Origin of the sequence: Variovorax defluvii, assembly GCF_039541515.1 — a bacterium.
Classification (GTDB): domain Bacteria; phylum Pseudomonadota; class Gammaproteobacteria; order Burkholderiales; family Burkholderiaceae_C; genus Variovorax; species Variovorax defluvii.
The window spans coordinates 23,745-42,416 of sequence record NZ_BAABGJ010000056.1; the positions used below are offsets into that span (position 1 = coordinate 23,745).

Consider the following 18,672-nt stretch of genomic DNA (forward strand, 5'->3'; position numbering starts at 1 on the left):
CGCAAAGGTTCGGGCCGAGCCTGTCCAAGCCTCTCTGTTTCGAACTCCCATCATGTCTGCCGACGCTGCCTCCACCACCACCGACTACCGCGCCACCCTCAACCTGCCCGACACGCCCTTCCCCATGCGAGGCGACCTGCCCAAGCGCGAGCCGGGCTGGGTCGAGGAATGGAACGACGAAGGCCGCTACCACCGCCTGCGACTGGCCCGCCGCGGTGCCCCCAAGTTCATCCTGCACGACGGTCCGCCCTACGCCAACGGCCAGATCCACATGGGCCATGCCGTCAACAAGATCCTCAAGGACATGATCACCAAGGCGCGCCAGCTCGAGGGCTACGACGCGCTCTACGTGCCGGGCTGGGACTGCCACGGCCTGCCGATCGAGAACGCGATCGAGAAGAAGCACGGCCGCAACCTCGGCCGTGACGAGATGCAAGCCAAGAGCCGCGCCTACGCCACCGAGCAGATCGCGCAGCAGATGACCGACTTCCAGCGTCTGGGCGTGCTGGGCGAGTGGGACCATCCCTACAAGACCATGGACTTCGCCAACGAGGCCGGCGAGCTGCGCGCCTTCAAGCGCGTGATCGAGCGCGGCTTCGTCTACCGGGGCCTCAAGCCAGTCTACTGGTGCTTCGACTGCGGCTCCTCGCTGGCCGAGTTCGAGATCGAGTACGCGGACAAGAAGTCGAACACCGTCGACGTGGCCTTCAAGGCCCACGATCCCGCCGGGCTGGCAGCCGCCTTCGGCCTGCCGTCGCTGGCCAAGGACGCCTTCGCCGTCATCTGGACCACGACCGCCTGGACCATCCCCGCCAACCAGGCGCTCAACCTCAACCCCGAGCTGGACTACGCCCTGGTCGACACCGACCGCGGCCTGCTGGTGCTGGCCGCCTCGCTGGTCGAGATGTGCATGAACCGCTATGCGCTGGACGGCCGGGTGCTCGCCACGGTCAAGGGCGAGAAGCTGGGCGGCCTCGAATTCGAGCACCCGCTCTACGACGCCGATCCCGGCTACCGCCGCCTGTCGCCCGTCTACCTGGCCGACTACGCCACGGCGGAGGACGGCACCGGCATCGTGCACTCCTCGCCCGCCTACGGCCTGGACGACTTCAACTCCTGCGTCTCGCACGGGCTGGCCTACGACGACATCCTCAACCCGGTGCAGGGCAACGGCGCCTACGCGGCCGACTTTCCCCTGTTCGGCGGTGAGCACATCTGGAAGGCGGTGCCGCACATCATCCAGGCCCTGCGCGATGCGGACCGGCTCCTGGCCACCGAAACCATCACGCACAGCTACCCGCACTGCTGGCGCCACAAGTCGCCGGTGATCTACCGCGCGGCCGCCCAGTGGTTCGTCCGCATGGACGAGGGCGAGGGCGTGTTCACCAAGGACAAGGCGCCCAAGACCCTGCGCCGGATGGCGCTCGACGCCATCGAGGAAACGAGCTTCTACCCCGAGAACGGCAAGGCGCGACTGCACGACATGATCGCCAACCGGCCCGACTGGTGCATCAGCCGCCAGCGTAGCTGGGGCGTGCCGATCCCCTTTTTCCTGCACAAGGACTCGGGCGAGCTGCATCCGCGCACGATGGAAATCCTCGACCAGGCCGCCGACATCGTCGAGAAGGGTGGCATCGAGGCCTGGAGCCGCGTCACGGCCGAGGAGATCCTCGGGCCCGAGGACGCGCCGCACTACACCAAGAGCACCGATATCCTCGAGGTGTGGTTCGACTCGGGCTCCACCTTCTCCCACGTGCTGCGCGGCACGCACCCCGGCGTGCACCACGACAGCGGCCCCGAGGCCGACCTCTATCTCGAAGGCCATGACCAGCACCGCGGCTGGTTCCACTCCTCGCTGCTGATCGCCTGCGCGCTATACGGCCGCGCGCCCTACAAGGGCCTGCTGACCCACGGTTTCACCGTCGACAGCCAGGGCCGCAAGATGAGCAAGTCGCTCGGCAACGGCATCGAGCCGCAGGAGGTCAACAAGAAGCTGGGAGCCGAGATCATCCGCCTGTGGGTGGCGGCCAGCGACTACTCGGGCGACATCGCCGGCGACGACAAGATCCTCGCCCGCGTGGTCGATGCCTACCGCCGCATCCGCAACACGCTGCGCTTCCTGCTGGCCAACACCAGCGACTTCGACATCGCGAAGGACGCGGTGCCGCACGGCCAGTTGTTCGAGATCGACCGCTACGCACTCTCACGGGCCGCGCAGTTCCAGGCCGAGATCCTGGCCCACTACAAGGTGTACGAGTTCCACCCGGTGGTGGCCAAGCTGCAGGTCTACTGCTCGGAGGACCTGGGTGCGTTCTACCTGGACGTCCTGAAGGACCGCCTCTACACCACGGCGCCCGGCTCGCGCGCGCGCCGCAGCGCCCAGACCGCCCTGTGGCACATCACCCAGGCGATGCTGCGCTGGATGGCGCCCTTCCTGAGCTTCACGGCCGAGGAGGCCTGGAAGTTCTGCGGCAACGGCGAGTCGATCTTCACCCAGGTCTACTGCGACCTGGGCCAGCCCGACGAGGCGCTGCTGGCCAAATGGACCCGCATCCGCGCGGTCCGCGACGCGGTCAACAAGGACATCGAGACCGTGCGAGCCGCCGGCCAGCTCGGCTCCTCGCTGCAGGCGAAGGTGGCGCTCACGGTGCCGGCCGACGACCACCCGCTGCTGGCCTCGCTGGGCGAGGACTTGAAGTTCGTCTTCATCACCTCGGCCATCACGCTGGCGCAGGGCGAGGCGCTGGCGGCGGAAGTGACGCCGAGCACGGCAACCAAGTGCGAGCGCTGCTGGCACTGGCGCGAGGACGTCGGCCACGACCCGGCGCACCCGGCCCTGTGTGGCCGCTGCACCAGCAACCTGTTCGGCGCCGGAGAAGCCAGGAGCGCCGCCTGATGCCCGCCATCCGCTCCATCGCGCCGCCACGGGCCGGCATCTGGCCCTGGCTGGCGCTGGCCGCGTTGATCCTCGTCCTCGACCAGATCACCAAGACGCTGATCCTGGGCGCCTACAAGCTGGGCGACGCGACCTACGTCACCGGCTTCTTCAACATCGTGCGCGCCCACAACACCGGTGCCGCCTTTTCCTTCCTCGCGGATGCGGCGGGCTGGCAGCGCTGGTTCTTCACCGCCATCGGCGTGGCCGCGGCGGTGTTCATCGTCTGGATGCTGCGGTCGCACGCCGGCCAGAAGCTGTTCTCCTTTTCGCTGGCCTGCATCCTGGGCGGGGCCATCGGCAACGTGGTGGACCGCATGATGCACGGCTACGTGGTCGACTTCCTGGACTTCCACCTGGGCGGACGGCACTTCCCCGCCTTCAACCTGGCCGACAGCGCGATCACGCTCGGCGCCATCTGTCTCATCCTCGACGAACTGCTGCGCATGCGCGCCCGTCGCTGACGGCGTTTTGCCGATGACGGCGCGTATAGTCTTCGTCGTCCAATGAAGCATCTGTTGAATCTGCTGGCGGCCATCGCGCTGCTGGTATGGGGTACCCATCTCGTTCGCACGGGCGTGCTGCGCGTCTTCGGCGCCAGTCTGCGCAAGATCCTGGTGCACAGCATGCGCAACCGCTTCACGGCGGCGCTCTCGGGCATCGGGGTCACGGCGCTGGTGCAGTCCAGCACGGCCACCTCGCTGATGACCTCCTCCTTCGTCGGCCAGGGCCTGGTGGCGCTGCCGGCCGCGCTGGCCGTGATGCGCGGCGCCGACATCGGCACGGCGCTGATGTCCGTGCTGTTCTCGGCGGACCTCTCCTGGCTGTCCCCGCTCTTCATCTTCGTGGGCGTGGTGCTCTTCATCTCGCGCGGCTCCACACCGGGCGGCCGCGTCGGGCGGGTGCTGATCGGCCTGGGTTTGATGCTGCTGGCGCTGCAGCTGGTGGTGCAGGCCACCGGGCCTCTCTTCTCCTCCCCGCCGGTGATGGAGCTGCTGGCCTCGCTGGGCAGCGACGTCCTGCTCGAGATCACCATCGGCGCAACGCTAGCCATCGCCGCCTATTCCAGCCTGGCCGTGGTGCTGCTGGTCGCGGCCATGGCCAGTTCCGCCGTGGTGCCGCTGGACGTGGCGCTGGGTCTGGTGCTCGGCGCCAACCTGGGCAGCGGCCTGCTGGCAGTGCTGACCACCGCCAAGTCGGCCATCCCGGTGCGGCAGGTCACCATCGGCAACCTGCTGTTCAAGCTGCTCGGCGTGGCGGTCGTGGCCCCTTTCGTCGGGCTCTACCTGCGCGAGGCCCGGCCCTACATCTCGGACGCGACGCAGCTGGTGGTGCTGTTCCACCTGGCCTTCAACGTGATCATCAGCCTCGGCTTCATCGGCTTCACGGACTGGGTGGCCGCCGCGGTCAAGCGTCTGCTGCCGGTGCCGGCCGAGCCGCTGGCCATGCAGCGGCCGCAGCACCTGGACCCTTCCGCCCTGTCCACCCCCACGCTGGCCATCTCCAACGCCGCCCGCGAGGCGCTGCACCAGGCCGACATCGTCGAGACCATGCTGATCGGCATGCTCAAGGTGATCCGCGACAACGACCTGCGCCTGGCCGCCGAGCTGCGCAAGATGGACGACACGGTGGACGAGCTCTACTCGGCCATCAAGTACTACCTGACCAAGATCTCGCGCGAGGCGCTGGGCGAGGAAGAAAGCCGCCGCTGGACCGACATCATCAGCTTCACCATCAACATGGAGCAGATCGGCGACATCATCGAGCGGGTGATCATCGACATCGAGGACAAGAAGATCAAGAAGCAGCGCAGCTTCTCCGACGCCGGCATGCGCGAGATCGTCGAGATGCACGAGCGGCTGGTCGCCAACCTGCGCCTGTCGATGAGCGTGTTCCTGAACGCCAACGTGCGCGACGCGCAGAAGCTGCTCGAGGAAAAGGCGCGCTTCCGCGACCTGGAGCGCGCCTATGCGACCACGCACCTGGAGCGGCTGTCGGAGCGCACCACCTCCAGCATCGAGACCAGCTCGCTTCACATCGACCTGATCAGCGACCTGAAACGGATCAACTCGCACATCTGCTCGATCGCCTACCCGATCCTGGATTCGGCGGGGGCGCTCGCGCGCACGCGCATGCGCGAGTCACGGCTGAGCCCGATCGAGTAGGGCCTCCGGAGCGGCACGGCGTCGCCCTGGCCCCGGCGGCTACAGCGTCAGGATCGTGCACCCCGTGGTCTTGCGCGCCTCCAGGTCGCGGTGCGCCTGCTGCACGTCGGCCAGCCTGTAGCGCTGGGCGATCGGGATCTTCACTGCGCCGCTCTCCACCACCGCGAACAGGTCGTCCGCCATGGCCTGCGTGCGCTCGCGGGTGGCCATGTGCGAGAACAGCGTGGGCCGGGTCACGTAGAGCGAGCCCTTGGACGCGAGCAGGCCGAGGTTGAAGGCGGGCACCGGCCCGGAGCCGTTGCCGAAGATCGCCAGCAGGCCGAAGGGCCGCAGGCAGTCCAGCGAGCCTTCGAAGGTGTCCTTTCCGACCGAGTCGTAGACCACCTTCACGCCCTGCCCGCCGGTGATCTCCTTCACGCGCTCGGCAAAGTTCTCCTTGCTGTAATTGATCGCATGCGCCGCGCCGTGCTCCAGTGCCAGCTGGCACTTGGCGTCCGTGCCCGCGGTGCCGATCAGCTTCAGGCCCAGGGCCTTGGCCCACTGGCAGGCGATCAGGCCCACGCCGCCGGCGGCCGCATGAAACAGGACGAAGTCGCCCGGCTGCAGCCCCTCGGCCGGCAAGGTCTTCTTCAGCAGGTACTGCACGGTCATGCCCTTGAGCATCATGGCCGCACCGGTCTCGAAGGCGATGGCGTCGGGCAGGCGGCACACGTTCTTCGCCGGCATCACGCGCAGTTCGCTGTAGGCGCCGGGCGGCTGGCTGGCGTAGGCGGCGCGGTCGCCGGCTTTCAGGTGCGTGACGCCCTCGCCTACCGCCTCCACCACGCCGGCCGCTTCCATGCCCAATTGCAGCGGCATCGGGAAGGGGTAGAGGCCGCTGCGCTGATAGGTGTCGATGAAATTGAGGCCGACCGCGTGGTGGCGGATGCGGATCTCGCCCGGCCCGGGCTCACCGACCTCCACCTCGACGATCTTCAGTTCCTCGGGACCGCCGGGGCGGTCGATGCGAACGGCTTGGCTGCGCATGGCTTGTCCTTTGCTGTGTGTTGTGATGGCGAAAAGACGCACATCGTAGACACAGCCGCGATCCCGCGCTCAAGGCATCGCCAGAAGGTCCACGTGCCCCACTTGCATGCGGGTGCGCGGCACCGCTGCCAGCCGCCGCGTACGCCATGCCTGGACCCGCGTTCGCGCGCCTCCATCCTCCGCCTGCTCCAGCGCCGCATCGGCCATGCCCTCGGCCAAGGCCTGCAGCATGGCGCCCTCTTGGATTTGCCAATCGCTGCGCGACTGCGCGACAGCGTAGCCCAAGGCTTCCAGGCGGTCGGCCGCCACCGACGGGGCTTCGCCCCCCAGCGCCGGGCCGAAGCCCTTGTCCCGCCGCTGGTGCGCGGCGAACAGCCGATGCACGGCATCGTCTTCCTCGAAGGGGGGCTCCCAACCCACACGCCCATCGACACTGAGGGCGAAGAACATCGCCGCGCCCGCCTGTCGCGTTCGCCCGAAGAGTGCATCCAGCCAGGGGGCGGACACCAGGTCCAGCAGCGCGGCCGCGGTGACGAGCTGTGCATGACCGAAGGGCACCGCATCCAGCGCGCCGGCCAGATCGATGCGGCGCCATCCGATCTCGGCCTGCCAGTCGGGCCCCTCGATGTGAAGACGCCCGCCGTCCTCGCGCAGCACCAGGCCCTGTTCGCGCGACCACGCGGCGAAGACGCGAGGCAGTTCGGCCAGCAGCCGCGGATCATGGTCGACCAGGCACCAGCGCTGCGCGCCGCCCAGGCGCGGCGCGAGCGCGCGCAGGTTCGCGCCGGTGCCGCAGGCCAGGTCCAGCACCTCCAGCGGCTGCGCGCCGCGGCGCATTCCGGCCGCCACGGCGGGCAGGTCCAGTGCGACGGCGGCCGCGGCACGCGCGGCGAGATCGTGGGGCTCGCGCAGCGCCAGCCACTCGGCGCTGAAGCCGCTCATGGCCGTGCCTTCGGCTGCCGCGCGAAGGCGCTCAGCGCCGCGCCGAAGCGCTCGCTGCTGCGTGCCCAGTCCGGCAGGCGAGCACGTGCGGTGCGCGCGCCGGCGGCCAGGCGCGCCCGGGACGCGCCGTCGTCCATCAGGAGCCGCAGCGCCTCGCGCAACGCGGGCACCTCCCCCGGCGCGACCAGCAGGCCCGCCTCCGCCGGCACCGTGTCGGGGATGGCGCCGGCCCGCGTGCTGACCACCGGAAGCCCATGCGCCAAGGCCTCGGCCAAGGCCATGCCGTAGCCCTCGTGGAAGGAAGGCAGCACGAAAGCATCGGCCTTCGCATAGAGCGCGCGCAGCCCGGCCTCGTCCTGTTCGCCGTGCAGGAGCACGCGCGCCTGCAGGCCATGGTGCTCGATGGCCTTGCGCAAGGCCGACGCGCAGGCGCCGTCCATCGACAGGCTGCCGGCGCAATGCAGGACCCAGGGCCGGTCCTTCAGCCCGGCCAGTGCCTCGACCAGCAGGGCATGCCCCTTGCGCGGCGTGACGGTGGCGACGCAGAGCAGCGACAACCCCTCGCCGCCCGATCCCGCCGAGAGCGGCGCGGGCGCGGTGCCGGGTTCGACCACCGCGATGCGGCCGGCCTCGACCCCGAAGGCCGCCAGCGCGCGCGCGGTGGACGGGCTGGTGACGATCACGCCGCGCGCATGGGCCAGCGCCCGCCGCTCGCTGTCGAAGAGCAGGCGCTGTGCGTCCGCGTGAAGCCCCGTTTCCAGCGCCAGCGGATGGTGGACCAGCGCGACCCAGCAAAGCCGCTGCGCGTGCTGCCCTGCCAGATCGGGCAACACGCCGAAAGCAAGACCGTCGACGACCGCCAGCGCGCCGTCGGGCAAGGCTTCCACCACGCGCGCGGCCCGCGCCAGCGCGGTCGCATCGGGCGACGGATAACCCGCACCCAGGCTCTGCAGCTCGACCTCCCATCCCAGCGCGCGCAGGCCTGCGACGATGTGGCGGTCATAGGTGTAGCCGCCGGTGCGGGTCTCCGGGTCGCCCGGCAGCAGGAAGGCGCAGCGCCCCGGCTGCATCAACGTCAAAGCGTGCCCTCGTAGGCCGCCCAGGCCACGTGCGATTCGTTGAGCCGCACGCGCATGCCCGACAGACCGCCCGCATGCGGCCCCATCTCGCCCGCCGCGATGCGTGCCGCGACGCGATCGAAGATCACGCGGGCCATGAATTCGGTGGTGGTGTTGCGGCCCGCGAAGGCCGGGTCGTCATCGAGGTTGCGCAGATTGAATTCGGCCAGCACCTGCTTGAGGACCTCGGCCGCCAGCGCGATGTCGACCACCACGCCATCGGCATCGAGTTCGGCGCGCCGCATCTCCAGGTCCACCACGTAGGTGGCGCCGTGCAGGCGCTGGGCCGGCCCGAAGGCCTCGCCGCGAAAGCTGTGGGCGATCATGAAATGATCGCGGACGTTGACGGTGTACATGGCTTGGCTCCGATCGGGTCAGGGATAGTCGATGCGATGGCACAGGGTGTGGGACGCGCCGCCCGCGGCCAGCCGCGCCAGCACCGCCGGCAGTTCCTCGAAGTCGGCGGCATCGGTCACCAGCACATCCAGCACCGGGTCGCACAGCAGCCCGAGCGCCAGCGCCATGCGCCGCCCGCGGTTCCAGCGGGCCCGCTGGGCGGTCGCCACCTGCCCCACCTGCGAGCTGCGCAGCGTGAGCCGGCGCGCGTGGAAAGCCTCACCCAGCGGCAGGGTGACGGCACGCTGCCCGTACCAGCTCAGCTCCAGCACCGTGGCTTCGAAGGCCGCCAGCCTCAAGGCAGTGGCCAGGCCCTCGCCGCTTCCGCTGGCATGCACGACCGCATCGGCATCGGGCGCCGCGGCGTCAGGCGTTGCGAAGCCGAGGCCCAATTGCCGGGCGACGGCCCTGCGCCCAGGGTTCGTGTCGACCATCTGCACCGAACACCCCGGCAACCGCCCCGCCAGCCAGCCCACCAGCAGCCCCACGACGCCCGCACCGACCACCGCGATGCGATCGCCCAGGCGAGGCGCCGCATCCCATAGCGCGTTGACCGCCGTCTCCATGTTGGCCGCCAGCACCGCCCGTGCGGGCGGCAGGCTGTCGGGCAGGACGTGAACCGCCGCGGCCGGTACCACGTAATGGCTTTGATGCGGATGAAGGCAGAAGACCGTTCGACCGAGGAGCTCCGGCGCGCCCTGCTCGACCACGCCCACGCTGGCATAACCATACTTGAGCGGCGCCGGGAAGCTGCCCTCCTGGAAGGGCGCACGCATGCGCTCGTATTCGCTTTCCGGCACTTCGCCGCGAAAGACCAGCGCTTCGGTGCCGCGGCTGATGCCGCTGTGCAGCGCGCGCACCCGGACCTCGTGCGGTCCCGGCGCGGCGAGCGTGACCGGCCGCAGGCCGGCGCGCCCGGCCGCCTCGATCCAGCAGGCACGGGGCTCGCCCGAGGGGACGCGGGGATGAAATGCTGGCATGCTCTTCTTCAGTCGCCCGCGCGCAGCGGGCGAGATGTGTTCGGCCACCGATCTTAATGAAGACGATGCTCACGCGATCACCTTCCGGCGAGGCATCCGCCGCGGACGCATGGCAGCTCGCCTCACTGCGGCGTGATGCATGGCGCGCGGCCCTGCCCTGCTTCCTGCTGCTGGCCGCGATCGCCGTCCTGCTGGCCCTGCTGGGCGCGCTCGGCCCCTGGTTCCATTTCAAGACACTGCTGGCCTTCGCCGCCGCCTTCGCCCTGGTGCTGTGGAGCCTGGGTGCGCATGCGCCCAACGGACGCTTCGGCGCAGCCAATCGCGTGACGCTGGCACGGCTGGCCATGATCTGCGTGCTCGCCGCGGCGATCGGCGAGAGGGCGGACGAACGCTTGGCCTGGACATGCGTGGCGCTGGCTGCCATCGCCGCACTGCTCGACGCCCTCGACGGCCCGCTGGCGCGGCGCGGCGGCCTCACCAGCGCTTTCGGGGCGCGCTTCGACATGGAAACCGACGCCTTGCTGGTGCTCGTTCTGTCGCTGCTGGTGCTCCATTTCGGCAAAGCCGGCGCGTGGATCGTCGCCGCCGGCCTGATGCGCTACGTCTTCCTGCTGGCGGCCCGGCCCTGGCCCTGGCTGGCGCGCACCCTGCCGCCCAGCCTGCGGCGCAAGACGGCGTGCGTGGTGCAGATCTGCGCGCTGATCGCCTGCCTCGCCCCCGCCGTCGCGCCGCCCTGGAGCCACGCCCTGGCGGCCGCCAGCCTGGCGTTGCTCGCCGCCTCCTTCGCCATCGACATCGCCTGGCTGATGCGCCGGCGCCACCTGCACCTGGAGACCCTTCGATGAAAGCTGCACGCGACCTGTCCGCCGCCCTGCTCGCCCTGTTCGCGGCCGCCGCGCCGGTCCGTGCCGAGCCGGCCCGTTACGAGCTCGATCCGGACCACATCACGATCGCCTTCCTGGTCGAGCACATCGGCTACGCCAAAGTGCTGGGCATGTTCCGCGCGGCGCGCGGCAGCTACACCTTCGACGAGGCCACCGCCACGCTCGGCGCGCTGCGCATCGAGGTCGACACGCAGAGCGTGTTCACCAACGTCGGCAGTCGCGACCGTCACTTGCGCAGCGCGGACTTCCTCAATTCCAGCGAGTTCCCGCGCATGGTGTTCACCGCCAACGGCGCCAGGCGCACGGGCGACCGAAGCTTCGAGATCGCGGGCCAGCTCGAACTGCTGGGCCGCTCGCAGCCGCTCACCATTCAGGCGACCTGGAACAAGAGCGGGCCCTCGCCCATCGACAAGAGCTACGTGATGGGCGTGTCGGCCCGGGGCAGCTTCAAGCGCAGTGCCTACGGCATGAACTACGGGGTCGCCAACGGCTGGGTGGGTGACGAGGTGCCGTTGATCATCGAGTTCGAGGCGCAGCGCAAATGACATCGCAGCGTCGGCCCGGCTGGGCGGCGCGCTTCGCGCTGCCTTTCGCCGTGCTCAACGCGCTGTTGACGATGGAGAACCACGGCCCCGGGTTGTGGCCCAGCCCCGCCCTGCGCTTGTCCTTCGAGTTGTCGATGGCGCTGGTGGCGCTCACCGCATGGATCGCCTGGCGCGGCCGGGCCGGCGCGCACGTCCTGCGCCTGCTGGCCGCCGCGACGGCCGTCTGGACCGTCGCGCGCTACCTGGACGTGACGACGTCCGCCGTGTTCGGCCGGCAGATCAACCTGTACTGGGACGGCCGCCATGCGCTGGAGGTACTGCGCATGGGCGACTTCGCCGCCTGGCAGCTCGCGCTCGGCATGCTGGCGCTCCTGGCGCTGCCTCTGCTGCTGTACCGGATCGCGCTGGCCTGCTGGTGCGCCCTCGCACAGGCGCTGGCATGGACGCCGCCACGCCGCGCGATCGGGTTGGCAGGCGTGGTGCTCGCGGCCTGCTTCGCGGCGCATGGCATAGGCGGACGCGACACGCGCTGGTTCTTCTCGATGCCCGTGGCGCCGATCCTCGCGCATCAGGCCGAAGTCCTGGCAGGCCAGTTGCTGCCGGGCCGCTCGGCGGCCCAGCTCCCCCCCAGCCCGGACTTCGCGCAGGAGGGACTGGCGGGACTGCACGGCGCCGACGTGCTGCTGCTCTTTGCCGAGTCCTACGGCGCCACCACGCTCGACAACCCGCAGCAGGCCGCGGCCCTCGCACCCGCGCGCGAACGCCTTGCGCAAGCCATCGCCGCGGGCGGGCTGCAGGTGGTGTCGGCCCGGGTGCGTTCGCCCACCTACGGCGGCGCCTCCTGGCTGGCCCATGCCGCCCTGCTGACCGGTGTGGACACACACGACCCCGGCGCCTACGAGTTGCTGCTGGCCACCGAACGGCCGTCGCTGGCAGGCCATTTCCGGTCTCACGGCTGGCGCACGGTGAACTGGATGCCCGGCCTGCACCGGCCCTGGCCCGAAGGCCGCTTCTACGGCTTCGACCGCTATGTCGACGCCGACGGCACCGGCTACCGCGGCCCGGCTTTCGGCTATTGGCGCGTACCGGACCAGGCCTCGATGGCGCTGCTGCATGCGCAGGAACTGGCGCAGCCGCCCGGCACGCGCCCACCGCGCTTCGTCGTCTTTCCCACGCTCGCCAGCCACGCGCCCTTCCGGCCGCTGCCACCGTATGTGCCCGACTGGACCCGGCTCACGGGCGATCGGGCCTACACGCCCTCCGACCTCGCGCAGGCGCTGGCCCAGCCGGTGTCCTGGCAGGCACCGGTGACGCCCTACCTCGAATCCCTCGCCTACACCTTCGAGTGGCTGGGCGACTACCTTGCGCATCGCGCGCCGCGCGGCATGCTCACCATCGTCATCGGCGACCACCAGCCGCTGGCCAGCGTCAGCGGCGCGGGCGCTTCCTGGGACGTGCCCGTGCACGCCATCAGCGCCGATGCCGCGTTGCTCAAGCGCCTGGAGGCGCATGGCTTCCGGCCGGGTCTGCTGCCGCCTCCCGGCCCTGCGGCCGTGGACATGCATGCCCTCACGCCGATGCTGCTCGCCGTCTTCGGCGCCCCCGCGGCCGGACTGCCCGGCACCGCCGAATGAAGCAGCACGCAAAAGGGAAGGCGCGGGCCGATTCCGAGAAGTAGTTCACGCAGTCTGCGTCCCGCCTCTGCTACGGTGTCACCCATGCGCGCCCTACTTCTTCTCGCCAGCATCGCCGTCCCCCTCGCCGCCTGGTGGCTCGGTTCCTTCACCGGATTTCTGATTGCAGTCGGTGCCTGCCTCGCCGCGGTGACCGCCAGCTTCGTCTTCTCCCGGGCCCGCGAGGAAGCCCGCGAATCCAAGCAGCTGCAGCGCGCCTTCGGCCGCAGCACCACCTTCCTCGCCGGGCTGCGCAAGCACTGACCCTGGCCGCGTGCCTTCGCGCGCGCACCCAGCGGACGGCGCTTCCCATCCCTCCCCCCGCCGCGCCTTTTCGGCGCGGCGTCTTTTCGCTTTCTGCATTCCCATGGAGTTTCAGACATTGACTTCGAGAATCCCCCTGCCCGCACTGGCCGCGGCCGCCGCGGCCTCCGTCCTGATCGCGGGCTGCTCGACCGCCTCCCGCACGCCGACCCCTGATGCGGCACCGGCGCCCGCGCCGCAGGCCGCACCGGCACCGGTTGCACCGCCCGCGCCGCCAGCGGCGCCCGCCGGCCTCGATTACCAGGCCTTGACCGGCTTGCTCGCCACCGGCAGCGTGAAGCAGGTGAAGCAGGAACTGGTCGGCCAGACCGTCTCGCTCACCCTCGCACGGACCCAGGGCCGCCAGGCACCGGCCGGCCTGTACGTGGTCGAGGAGGCGGACCGGATCTACTTCCGCTGCAGGACCGTGGGCGGCGGCTTCGCGGGCGGTGAGGTCACGACGACGGTGCGGGACTACCGCGTCGTCGCCAAGCCCCGGCAGAGGATCGTCGATCTCGAACGCTGCGCGCCCGCCGTGGCCGAGCCCGTCACGACCGCCGCGGCGCCCGCGCCCGCCACGGCATCCGCCGCGCTTGCACCGGCGCCCCAGCCCGCGCCTGCCGCCCGGCCGGGCGGCCCCGTGAAGCCCGGCATGGACGCCCAGGGCAACGTGGTCGACTCATCCAAGGTCGAGGCCGGCAGCGGGCGCACCGTCAAGGGCCTCAACGACTACGAGGGCGAGATCACGGGCAACCCCGCGCCGAACAGCAAGTTCACCAAGCTGCAGATCGGCATGCCGGTGCGCCAGGTGACCGACCTGGCCGGCCCGCCGACCGACCAGGGCGCCTACGTCACGGGCAAGGCCTGGATTCCCTTCTATTTCGGTGCCGACCGGCATCGCTTCGAGATGACCTACAAGGGCCAGGGCCGCCTGATCTTCGCGGGCGGCGGCATGGGTGACTTCACGAACGGCTACCTGATCTGGATCATCCACAACGCCAACGAGCCCGGGTACCGCTGATCGGCGGCGTCAACGGCTGCGGCGCTCAACCCATGGCGGCGGCCTTGGCCACCGCCACCTCCATCTCGCGCGGCAGCGTCACGCCGTTCTTCACCGCCAGGATCTCCGCCATCACGCTGACGGCGATCTCGGGCGGCGTCTTGCTGCCGACGTAGATGCCGATGGGGCCGCGCAGCCGCGCCAGCGACTGCTCGGTCTGGTCGAAGTGCTCGATCATCCGTTCGCGCCGGGCTTGGGCATTGCGGCGCGAGCCGATCGCGCCGACGTAGAAGGCCTCGCTCTGCAGGGCTTCGAGCAGCGCCAGGTCGTCGAGCTTGGGATCGTGCGTCAGCGCGACCACGCAGCTGCGGCGGTCGGGCTTGAAGGCCTGCACCGCGTCGTCGGGCATCTCGGTGCTGATGGTCACGCCCGGCGTGGTCCAGCCGGTGCGGTACTCGGCCCGCGGGTCGCACAGGGTGACGGCGAAGCCGCTGAACTTGGCCATGGTCGACAGGTACTCGGCCAGCTGGCCGGCACCGATCAACAGCATGCGGTACTCGGGACCGAAGGTGTTGACCAGCGTCTTGTCGTCCACCGTCAGCTCCGCCGGCGCCGTGGCCTCGGCCAGTTGCACCGCGCCATCGGCCAGCATCACCGTGCGCCGCATCAGCCGCCCCTGCTCCAGCGACTCCACCAGCGCGGCCAGCGAAGCGGCATCGGGGTCGTATTCGAGCAGCAGCTCCAGCGTGCCGCCGCAGGGCAGGCCGAAGCGGTGTGCCTCGTCGGCAGTGATGCCGTACTTGATCAGCGTGGGCGGGCCGGAGGGCATGCCTTCCTGCGCGCCGTGGGCCCGGGTGTAGCGAGCGATCAGGTCGTCCTCGATGCAACCGCCCGAGACCGACCCGACCACCGCGCCGCTTTCGGCCAGCGCCATGATGGAGCCGACCGGTCGCGGCGAGGAGCCCCAGGTGCGCACCACCGTCGTCAGCAGCGCGCGCTCGCCCGCCAGCCGCCAGTCGCGCAGGGTGCGAAGAACCATGACGTCGAGGTTTTCCATCGTCGTGTGCCGCGTGGTGTGTGGTCTATTCCGCCGGCTTTTCGCCCGCGCCCGCTTCCGGCTTGTCGCTCTTCTTGCCGAAACCCATCTTGCGCATCAGGCCGGCCATCGCGCCGGTTTTCTCCTCAGCCTCCTCGGGGGCGCTCTCGGCCGCAGCCGGCGGCGGCCCGTAGCGCGCCTGCATCTCGGCCTCGAAGCGCTTGAAGAAATCGTCCGCCGTCGACTTGGCGGCGCCGTCGATCAGGCGCTGCCCGAGCTGCGCGATCTTGCCGCCCACCTGGGCCTGCACCGTGTAGTCCAGATCGCAGGCCGGCCCTTCGCCGTCGGTCACGGGCCTGAGCGTGACGCTCGAAGCGCCCTTGGCGAAACCCGCCACCCCGCCCTGCCCCTCGAAAGACAGCTTGTAGCTGTCGGGCGGCAGGATGTCGGCCAGCGCCACCTTGCCGTTGAACTTGGCCGAGACCGGGCCGATCTTGACGGCCAGCGCCACGCTGTACTGGTTGTCGCCGACGGGCTCGAACTTGTCGCAGCCGGGGATGCATTTCTTCAAGGTCTCGGGATCGTTGAGCGCCTCCCAGGCCTGTTGCTGCGTGATGCCGAGGCGGCGGTTGCCGAGCATTTCCATGGTGTGGGGTCCTTCCGGGGTGTCTGGTGTCAGCGGCCGCAGCGCATCAGCGCGGCCAGGCTCGAGGCCAATTGTTCCAATGCGCTGAGATTGTGGACCGCGAGCATCGCGTCCGCATGGCGGTGCAGCACGGCAGCCCCGCGCGCCAGCGGGGCATAGCCCTCGAAGCGCAGCAGCGGATTGAGCCACAGCACGCACCGCGCATGGCGCTTGAGCCATTGCAGTTCCTGCTCGAGCACCTCGGGCTCGCCGGTGTCCAGGCCATCGCTGATCACCAGTACCAGCGTGCGGCGGCCGCTCAGGCGGCGCGCGTGCCCTTTGCGCAGCTCGGCCAGCGATCCGCCCAGGCGGGTGCCGCCGGCGAAATCGGCGATCGCCGCGCCGGCCGCGGCCAGCATGGCGTCGGTGTCGGCGATGCGGAAGGCCGGCGTCAGGTCGGTCAGCTGGGTACCGAAGGCGAACACGTCGCGGCGGCCGGCGCGGCGCGTCGCCGCATGCAGGAAGGCCAGCAGCAGGCGCGCGTAGCGTTCCATCGAGCCCGAGACGTCGATCAGCACCAGCAGCGGCAGGGGCTGCCGGCGCCGCGCCAGCCGGGGCAGCCTGAACATCTCGCCGCCGGTGCGGCCGGCCTCGTGCCAGACGCCCGGCCAGTTCATGCGCGAGTGCGCGCCTGCATTGCCCGCCGGGTGCAGCCGGCGCGCCGCCACGGTGGGCACCGGCAGTGCCACGTCGCGCGCCAGCCGCTCCACCAGCCGGTACTCGGCGGCACCCAGGGCGTTGAAGTCGGCATGGTGCAGGCGGGTGCGGTCGCTGGCCGTCATCGCGGCATCGAACTCCACCTCGCGCTCGTTCTGCGCGGGCTGCGCGGCATCGCGCGGGGCGGCCAGCGCCTCGCGCACACGCGGCCGGCGCTTGGGCGGCTCCGCCCGACCTTCGGCGCTGGGCAGCATCTGGGCCAGCAGCTTGTTGGCCAGCTCCGGGTCGCGGAACCAGGCGTCGAAGAGTTCCCGGAACACACCGCGGTCCTGCTCGCGGCTGATCATCACCGCCTCCATCGCCGCCGCGAGATCGTGACGGCTGTCGACGCCGACCAGCAGCGCCGCCTCGGCCGCCAGCGCGATGCGCGCCGAGTCCGTGCGCACCCCGGCGCGCCGCAGCGCCCGGCCGAAGCCGGTCATGTTGTCGGCCAGCTTGCCGCGCCGCGCGTCGCCCAGCTGGCTCACCGCGCGGCGGGCGGGTGTGCCTTCGCCTTCGGCGGGGGTCGTCGCCTGCGCAGCGGCCATGCTCACGGCGCGGCCTCCTCGGTCCGCAGCAGCTCGGCCGCCAGTTCCTGCGTGAGGGCGGCCACGTCGTCGCGCTGCTTGAAGAGAATGCCGGCGGTGTCGACGACGATCTCCGGGTCGAGTTCCAGCGTGTCGAGCGCGACCAGCGCACGGGCCCACTCCACGCTCTCCGCGATGCCGGGCGCGCGCTGGAAGGCGTCGGCGTAAGGCGCACCGCGCAGCCGGGCCACGAAGCTGGCGACCTGGTCGGACAGGCGCTGGCTCGCCCCCGGCACCTGCGCCCGGACGATCGCCAGCTCGCGATCGCGCTCGGGGTAGTCCAGCCAGTGGTAGAGGCAGCGGCGCTTGACCGCGTCGTTGAGTTCCCGCGTGCGGTTGCTGGTGAGCAGCGTGACGGGCGGCACCAGTGCCCGCACCGTGCCCAGCTCGGGGATGCTGACCTGGTACTCGCCCAGGTACTCGAGCAGGAAGGCCTCGAAAGGCTCGTCGGCGCGGTCCACCTCGTCGATCAGCAGCACCGCGCCCGGCGCCGGTGCCTGCAGGGCCTGCAGCAGCGGACGGCGGATCAGGTAGTGCGGCTGGTAGACCTCGGCCTCCACGTCGCGCGCCGCGCCGTGCGCCTCGGCCGCGCGCATGTGCAGCAGCTGCGCGGCGTAGTTCCATTCGTAGAGCGCCTCGCGCTGCTCCAGCCCGTCGTAGCACTGCAGGCGCAGCAGCTCGCGTTTCAGCGCGGTGGACAGCGCCTTGGCCAGCTCCGTCTTGCCCACGCCCGGCTCGCCTTCCAGCAGCAGCGGGCGCTGCAGCCGCAGCGCGAGGAAGACCGCCGTCGCCAGCCGCCGGTCGGCGAAGTAGCCGGCGCCCTGCAGCGCCTGCACGACCGCGTCGATGGTGGGGAACGGGGTGGTCGTTGCAGGCGTTGGATCGGTCATCCTAGCCCAAGGCCTTTCTGACCGCCCGCTGCGTGAGTACGCTGATGAGGTTGGCTCGGTAGGCGGCGCTGGCGTGCAGGTCGCTGTTGAGCCCCTCGGCATCGATCTTGACGCCGGCCGCGGCCTCGGGGGTGAAGCTCTTCGCCAGCGCATCCTCCAGCCCCTTGTGCCGGAACACGCCGTTGCCCGCGCCGGTGACGGCCACGCGCACCCCGGCATCGCCCTGCGTCACGAAGATGCCGACCAGCGGGAAGTTCGAGGCCTTCTGGCGCAGCTTCTCGTAGGCCGCGCGCTTCGGGATCGTAAAGCGCACCGCGGTGATCAGCTCGCCGTCCTGCAGCGCCGTGGTGAACAGGCCCTGGAAGAAATCGTCCGCCGCGATCTCGCGCTGGTTGGTGACCACCGTGGCGCCCGAGCCCAGCACCGCGCTGGGGTAGCAGGCCGAGGGGTCGTTGTTGGCCAGCGAGCCGCCGATGGTGCCCATGGCACGCACCTGCCGGTCGCCGATGTGGTCGGCCAGCCAGGCCAGGGCCGGGAAGGCGGACTTGACCTCGGCGCTGGCGCCCACGTCGAGGTGGCGCGTCATGGCGCCGATCACGAGGGCGTTGCCCTCCTTCTTGATGCCGGACAGCTCCTGGATGCCGCTGAGGTCGACGAGTTGCTCCGGAGCCGCCAGGCGCAGCTTCATCGAGGCGAGCAGCGTCTGCCCGCCGGCCAGCGGCTTGCCGCCGGCAGCCGCCAGCTTGGCCGCATCGGCCACGGTGGCGGGACGTTCGAGGGTGAATGCGTACATGGCTTGTTTCCTCCGTGG

At 70.5% G+C, this 18,672-nt stretch carries 18 protein-coding genes; 8 read left to right on the forward strand and 10 right to left on the reverse strand.

What is annotated here, in order from left to right:
* Window positions 1–52: 52 nt before the first annotated feature.
* The 3 genes from ileS to ABEA07_RS16620 are packed head-to-tail and all read left to right on the forward strand — an operon-like array spanning window position 53 to window position 5,100.
* Window positions 53–2,896, forward strand: a complete 2,844-nt coding sequence (ileS, locus tag ABEA07_RS16610) for an isoleucine--tRNA ligase (RefSeq protein ID WP_345539207.1) — start codon at window positions 53–55, stop codon at window positions 2,894–2,896.
* The gene (gene lspA / locus ABEA07_RS16615; RefSeq protein WP_345539209.1) at window positions 2,896–3,399 is read left to right on the forward strand and encodes a signal peptidase II; all 504 of its coding nucleotides are present in this window, start codon (window positions 2,896–2,898) and stop codon (window positions 3,397–3,399) included. The genes ileS and lspA overlap by 1 nt, the downstream gene beginning before the upstream one ends.
* A 42-nt stretch (window positions 3,400–3,441) precedes the next feature.
* A complete protein-coding gene (locus ABEA07_RS16620; protein WP_345539211.1) occupies window positions 3,442–5,100 on the forward strand; it encodes a Na/Pi cotransporter family protein in 1,659 nt (552 codons plus the stop codon).
* 39 nt (window positions 5,101–5,139) lie between these two features.
* Here ABEA07_RS16620 and ABEA07_RS16625 read toward each other — a convergent pair whose 3' ends face one another.
* From ABEA07_RS16625 to ABEA07_RS16645, 5 genes are all read right to left on the reverse strand, one after another.
* Window positions 5,140–6,126: a quinone oxidoreductase family protein gene (locus ABEA07_RS16625; protein ID WP_345539213.1), complete on the reverse strand. Its 987-nt coding sequence runs from the start codon at window positions 6,124–6,126 to the stop codon at window positions 5,140–5,142.
* Window positions 6,127–6,195: 69 nt separating this feature from the next.
* Complete coding sequence (locus tag ABEA07_RS16630) at window positions 6,196–7,068, reverse strand: class I SAM-dependent methyltransferase (protein ID WP_345539215.1); 873 nt, start codon at window positions 7,066–7,068, stop codon at window positions 6,196–6,198.
* On the reverse strand, window positions 7,065–8,138 hold the full coding sequence (locus ABEA07_RS16635) for a glycosyltransferase family 4 protein (RefSeq protein WP_425584145.1): 1,074 nt from the start codon (window positions 8,136–8,138) through the stop codon (window positions 7,065–7,067). Before ABEA07_RS16635 ends, ABEA07_RS16630 begins: the two co-directional genes overlap by 4 nt.
* Window positions 8,139–8,143: 5 nt before the next feature.
* On the reverse strand, window positions 8,144–8,542 hold the full coding sequence (locus ABEA07_RS16640) for a 6-pyruvoyl trahydropterin synthase family protein (protein ID WP_345539217.1): 399 nt from the start codon (window positions 8,540–8,542) through the stop codon (window positions 8,144–8,146).
* Window positions 8,543–8,560: 18 nt separating this feature from the next.
* A complete protein-coding gene (locus tag ABEA07_RS16645; protein WP_345539218.1) occupies window positions 8,561–9,562 on the reverse strand; it encodes a zinc-dependent alcohol dehydrogenase in 1,002 nt (333 codons plus the stop codon).
* A 65-nt stretch (window positions 9,563–9,627) separates the two neighbouring features.
* Between ABEA07_RS16645 and ABEA07_RS16650 the strand changes: the two genes are divergently transcribed.
* The 5 genes from ABEA07_RS16650 (at window position 9,628) to ABEA07_RS16670 (ending at window position 13,988) form a co-directional block, all read left to right on the forward strand.
* A complete protein-coding gene (locus tag ABEA07_RS16650) occupies window positions 9,628–10,407 on the forward strand; it encodes a CDP-alcohol phosphatidyltransferase family protein (protein WP_345539219.1) in 780 nt (259 codons plus the stop codon).
* Window positions 10,404–10,991: a YceI family protein gene (locus ABEA07_RS16655; RefSeq protein ID WP_345539221.1), complete on the forward strand. Its 588-nt coding sequence runs from the start codon at window positions 10,404–10,406 to the stop codon at window positions 10,989–10,991. Before ABEA07_RS16650 ends, ABEA07_RS16655 begins: the two co-directional genes overlap by 4 nt.
* Window positions 10,988–12,625 (forward strand): alkaline phosphatase family protein, encoded by a 1,638-nt coding sequence (locus ABEA07_RS16660; protein WP_345539223.1) that lies wholly within the window; start codon window positions 10,988–10,990, stop codon window positions 12,623–12,625. The genes ABEA07_RS16655 and ABEA07_RS16660 overlap by 4 nt, the downstream gene beginning before the upstream one ends.
* A gap of 84 nt (window positions 12,626–12,709) precedes the next feature.
* A complete protein-coding gene (locus ABEA07_RS16665; protein WP_345539224.1) occupies window positions 12,710–12,928 on the forward strand; it encodes a hypothetical protein in 219 nt (72 codons plus the stop codon).
* Between the two features lie 118 nt (window positions 12,929–13,046).
* Window positions 13,047–13,988 carry a hypothetical protein gene (locus ABEA07_RS16670; protein ID WP_345539225.1) on the forward strand — a complete coding sequence of 314 codons (942 nt, stop codon included), beginning with the start codon at window positions 13,047–13,049 and terminating at the stop codon, window positions 13,986–13,988.
* Window positions 13,989–14,013: 25 nt separating this feature from the next.
* On the opposite strand, the gene ABEA07_RS16675 is transcribed toward ABEA07_RS16670, so the two are convergent.
* The 5 genes from ABEA07_RS16675 to ABEA07_RS16695 are packed head-to-tail and all read right to left on the reverse strand — an operon-like array spanning window position 14,014 to window position 18,654.
* The gene (locus ABEA07_RS16675; RefSeq protein ID WP_345539226.1) at window positions 14,014–15,024 is read right to left on the reverse strand and encodes an XdhC family protein; all 1,011 of its coding nucleotides are present in this window, start codon (window positions 15,022–15,024) and stop codon (window positions 14,014–14,016) included.
* A 25-nt stretch (window positions 15,025–15,049) separates the two neighbouring features.
* Window positions 15,050–15,649: an SRPBCC family protein gene (locus ABEA07_RS16680; RefSeq protein ID WP_345539228.1), complete on the reverse strand. Its 600-nt coding sequence runs from the start codon at window positions 15,647–15,649 to the stop codon at window positions 15,050–15,052.
* A gap of 29 nt (window positions 15,650–15,678) precedes the next feature.
* Window positions 15,679–16,932 carry a vWA domain-containing protein gene (locus ABEA07_RS16685; RefSeq protein ID WP_425584146.1) on the reverse strand — a complete coding sequence of 418 codons (1,254 nt, stop codon included), beginning with the start codon at window positions 16,930–16,932 and terminating at the stop codon, window positions 15,679–15,681.
* 2 nt (window positions 16,933–16,934) lie between these two features.
* On the reverse strand, window positions 16,935–17,861 hold the full coding sequence (locus tag ABEA07_RS16690) for an AAA family ATPase (RefSeq protein ID WP_345539229.1): 927 nt from the start codon (window positions 17,859–17,861) through the stop codon (window positions 16,935–16,937).
* 1 nt (window position 17,862) lies between these two features.
* Window positions 17,863–18,654, reverse strand: coding sequence for an FAD binding domain-containing protein (locus ABEA07_RS16695; RefSeq protein WP_345539231.1), 792 nt, complete (start codon window positions 18,652–18,654; stop codon window positions 17,863–17,865).
* Window positions 18,655–18,672 lie beyond the last annotated feature (18 nt).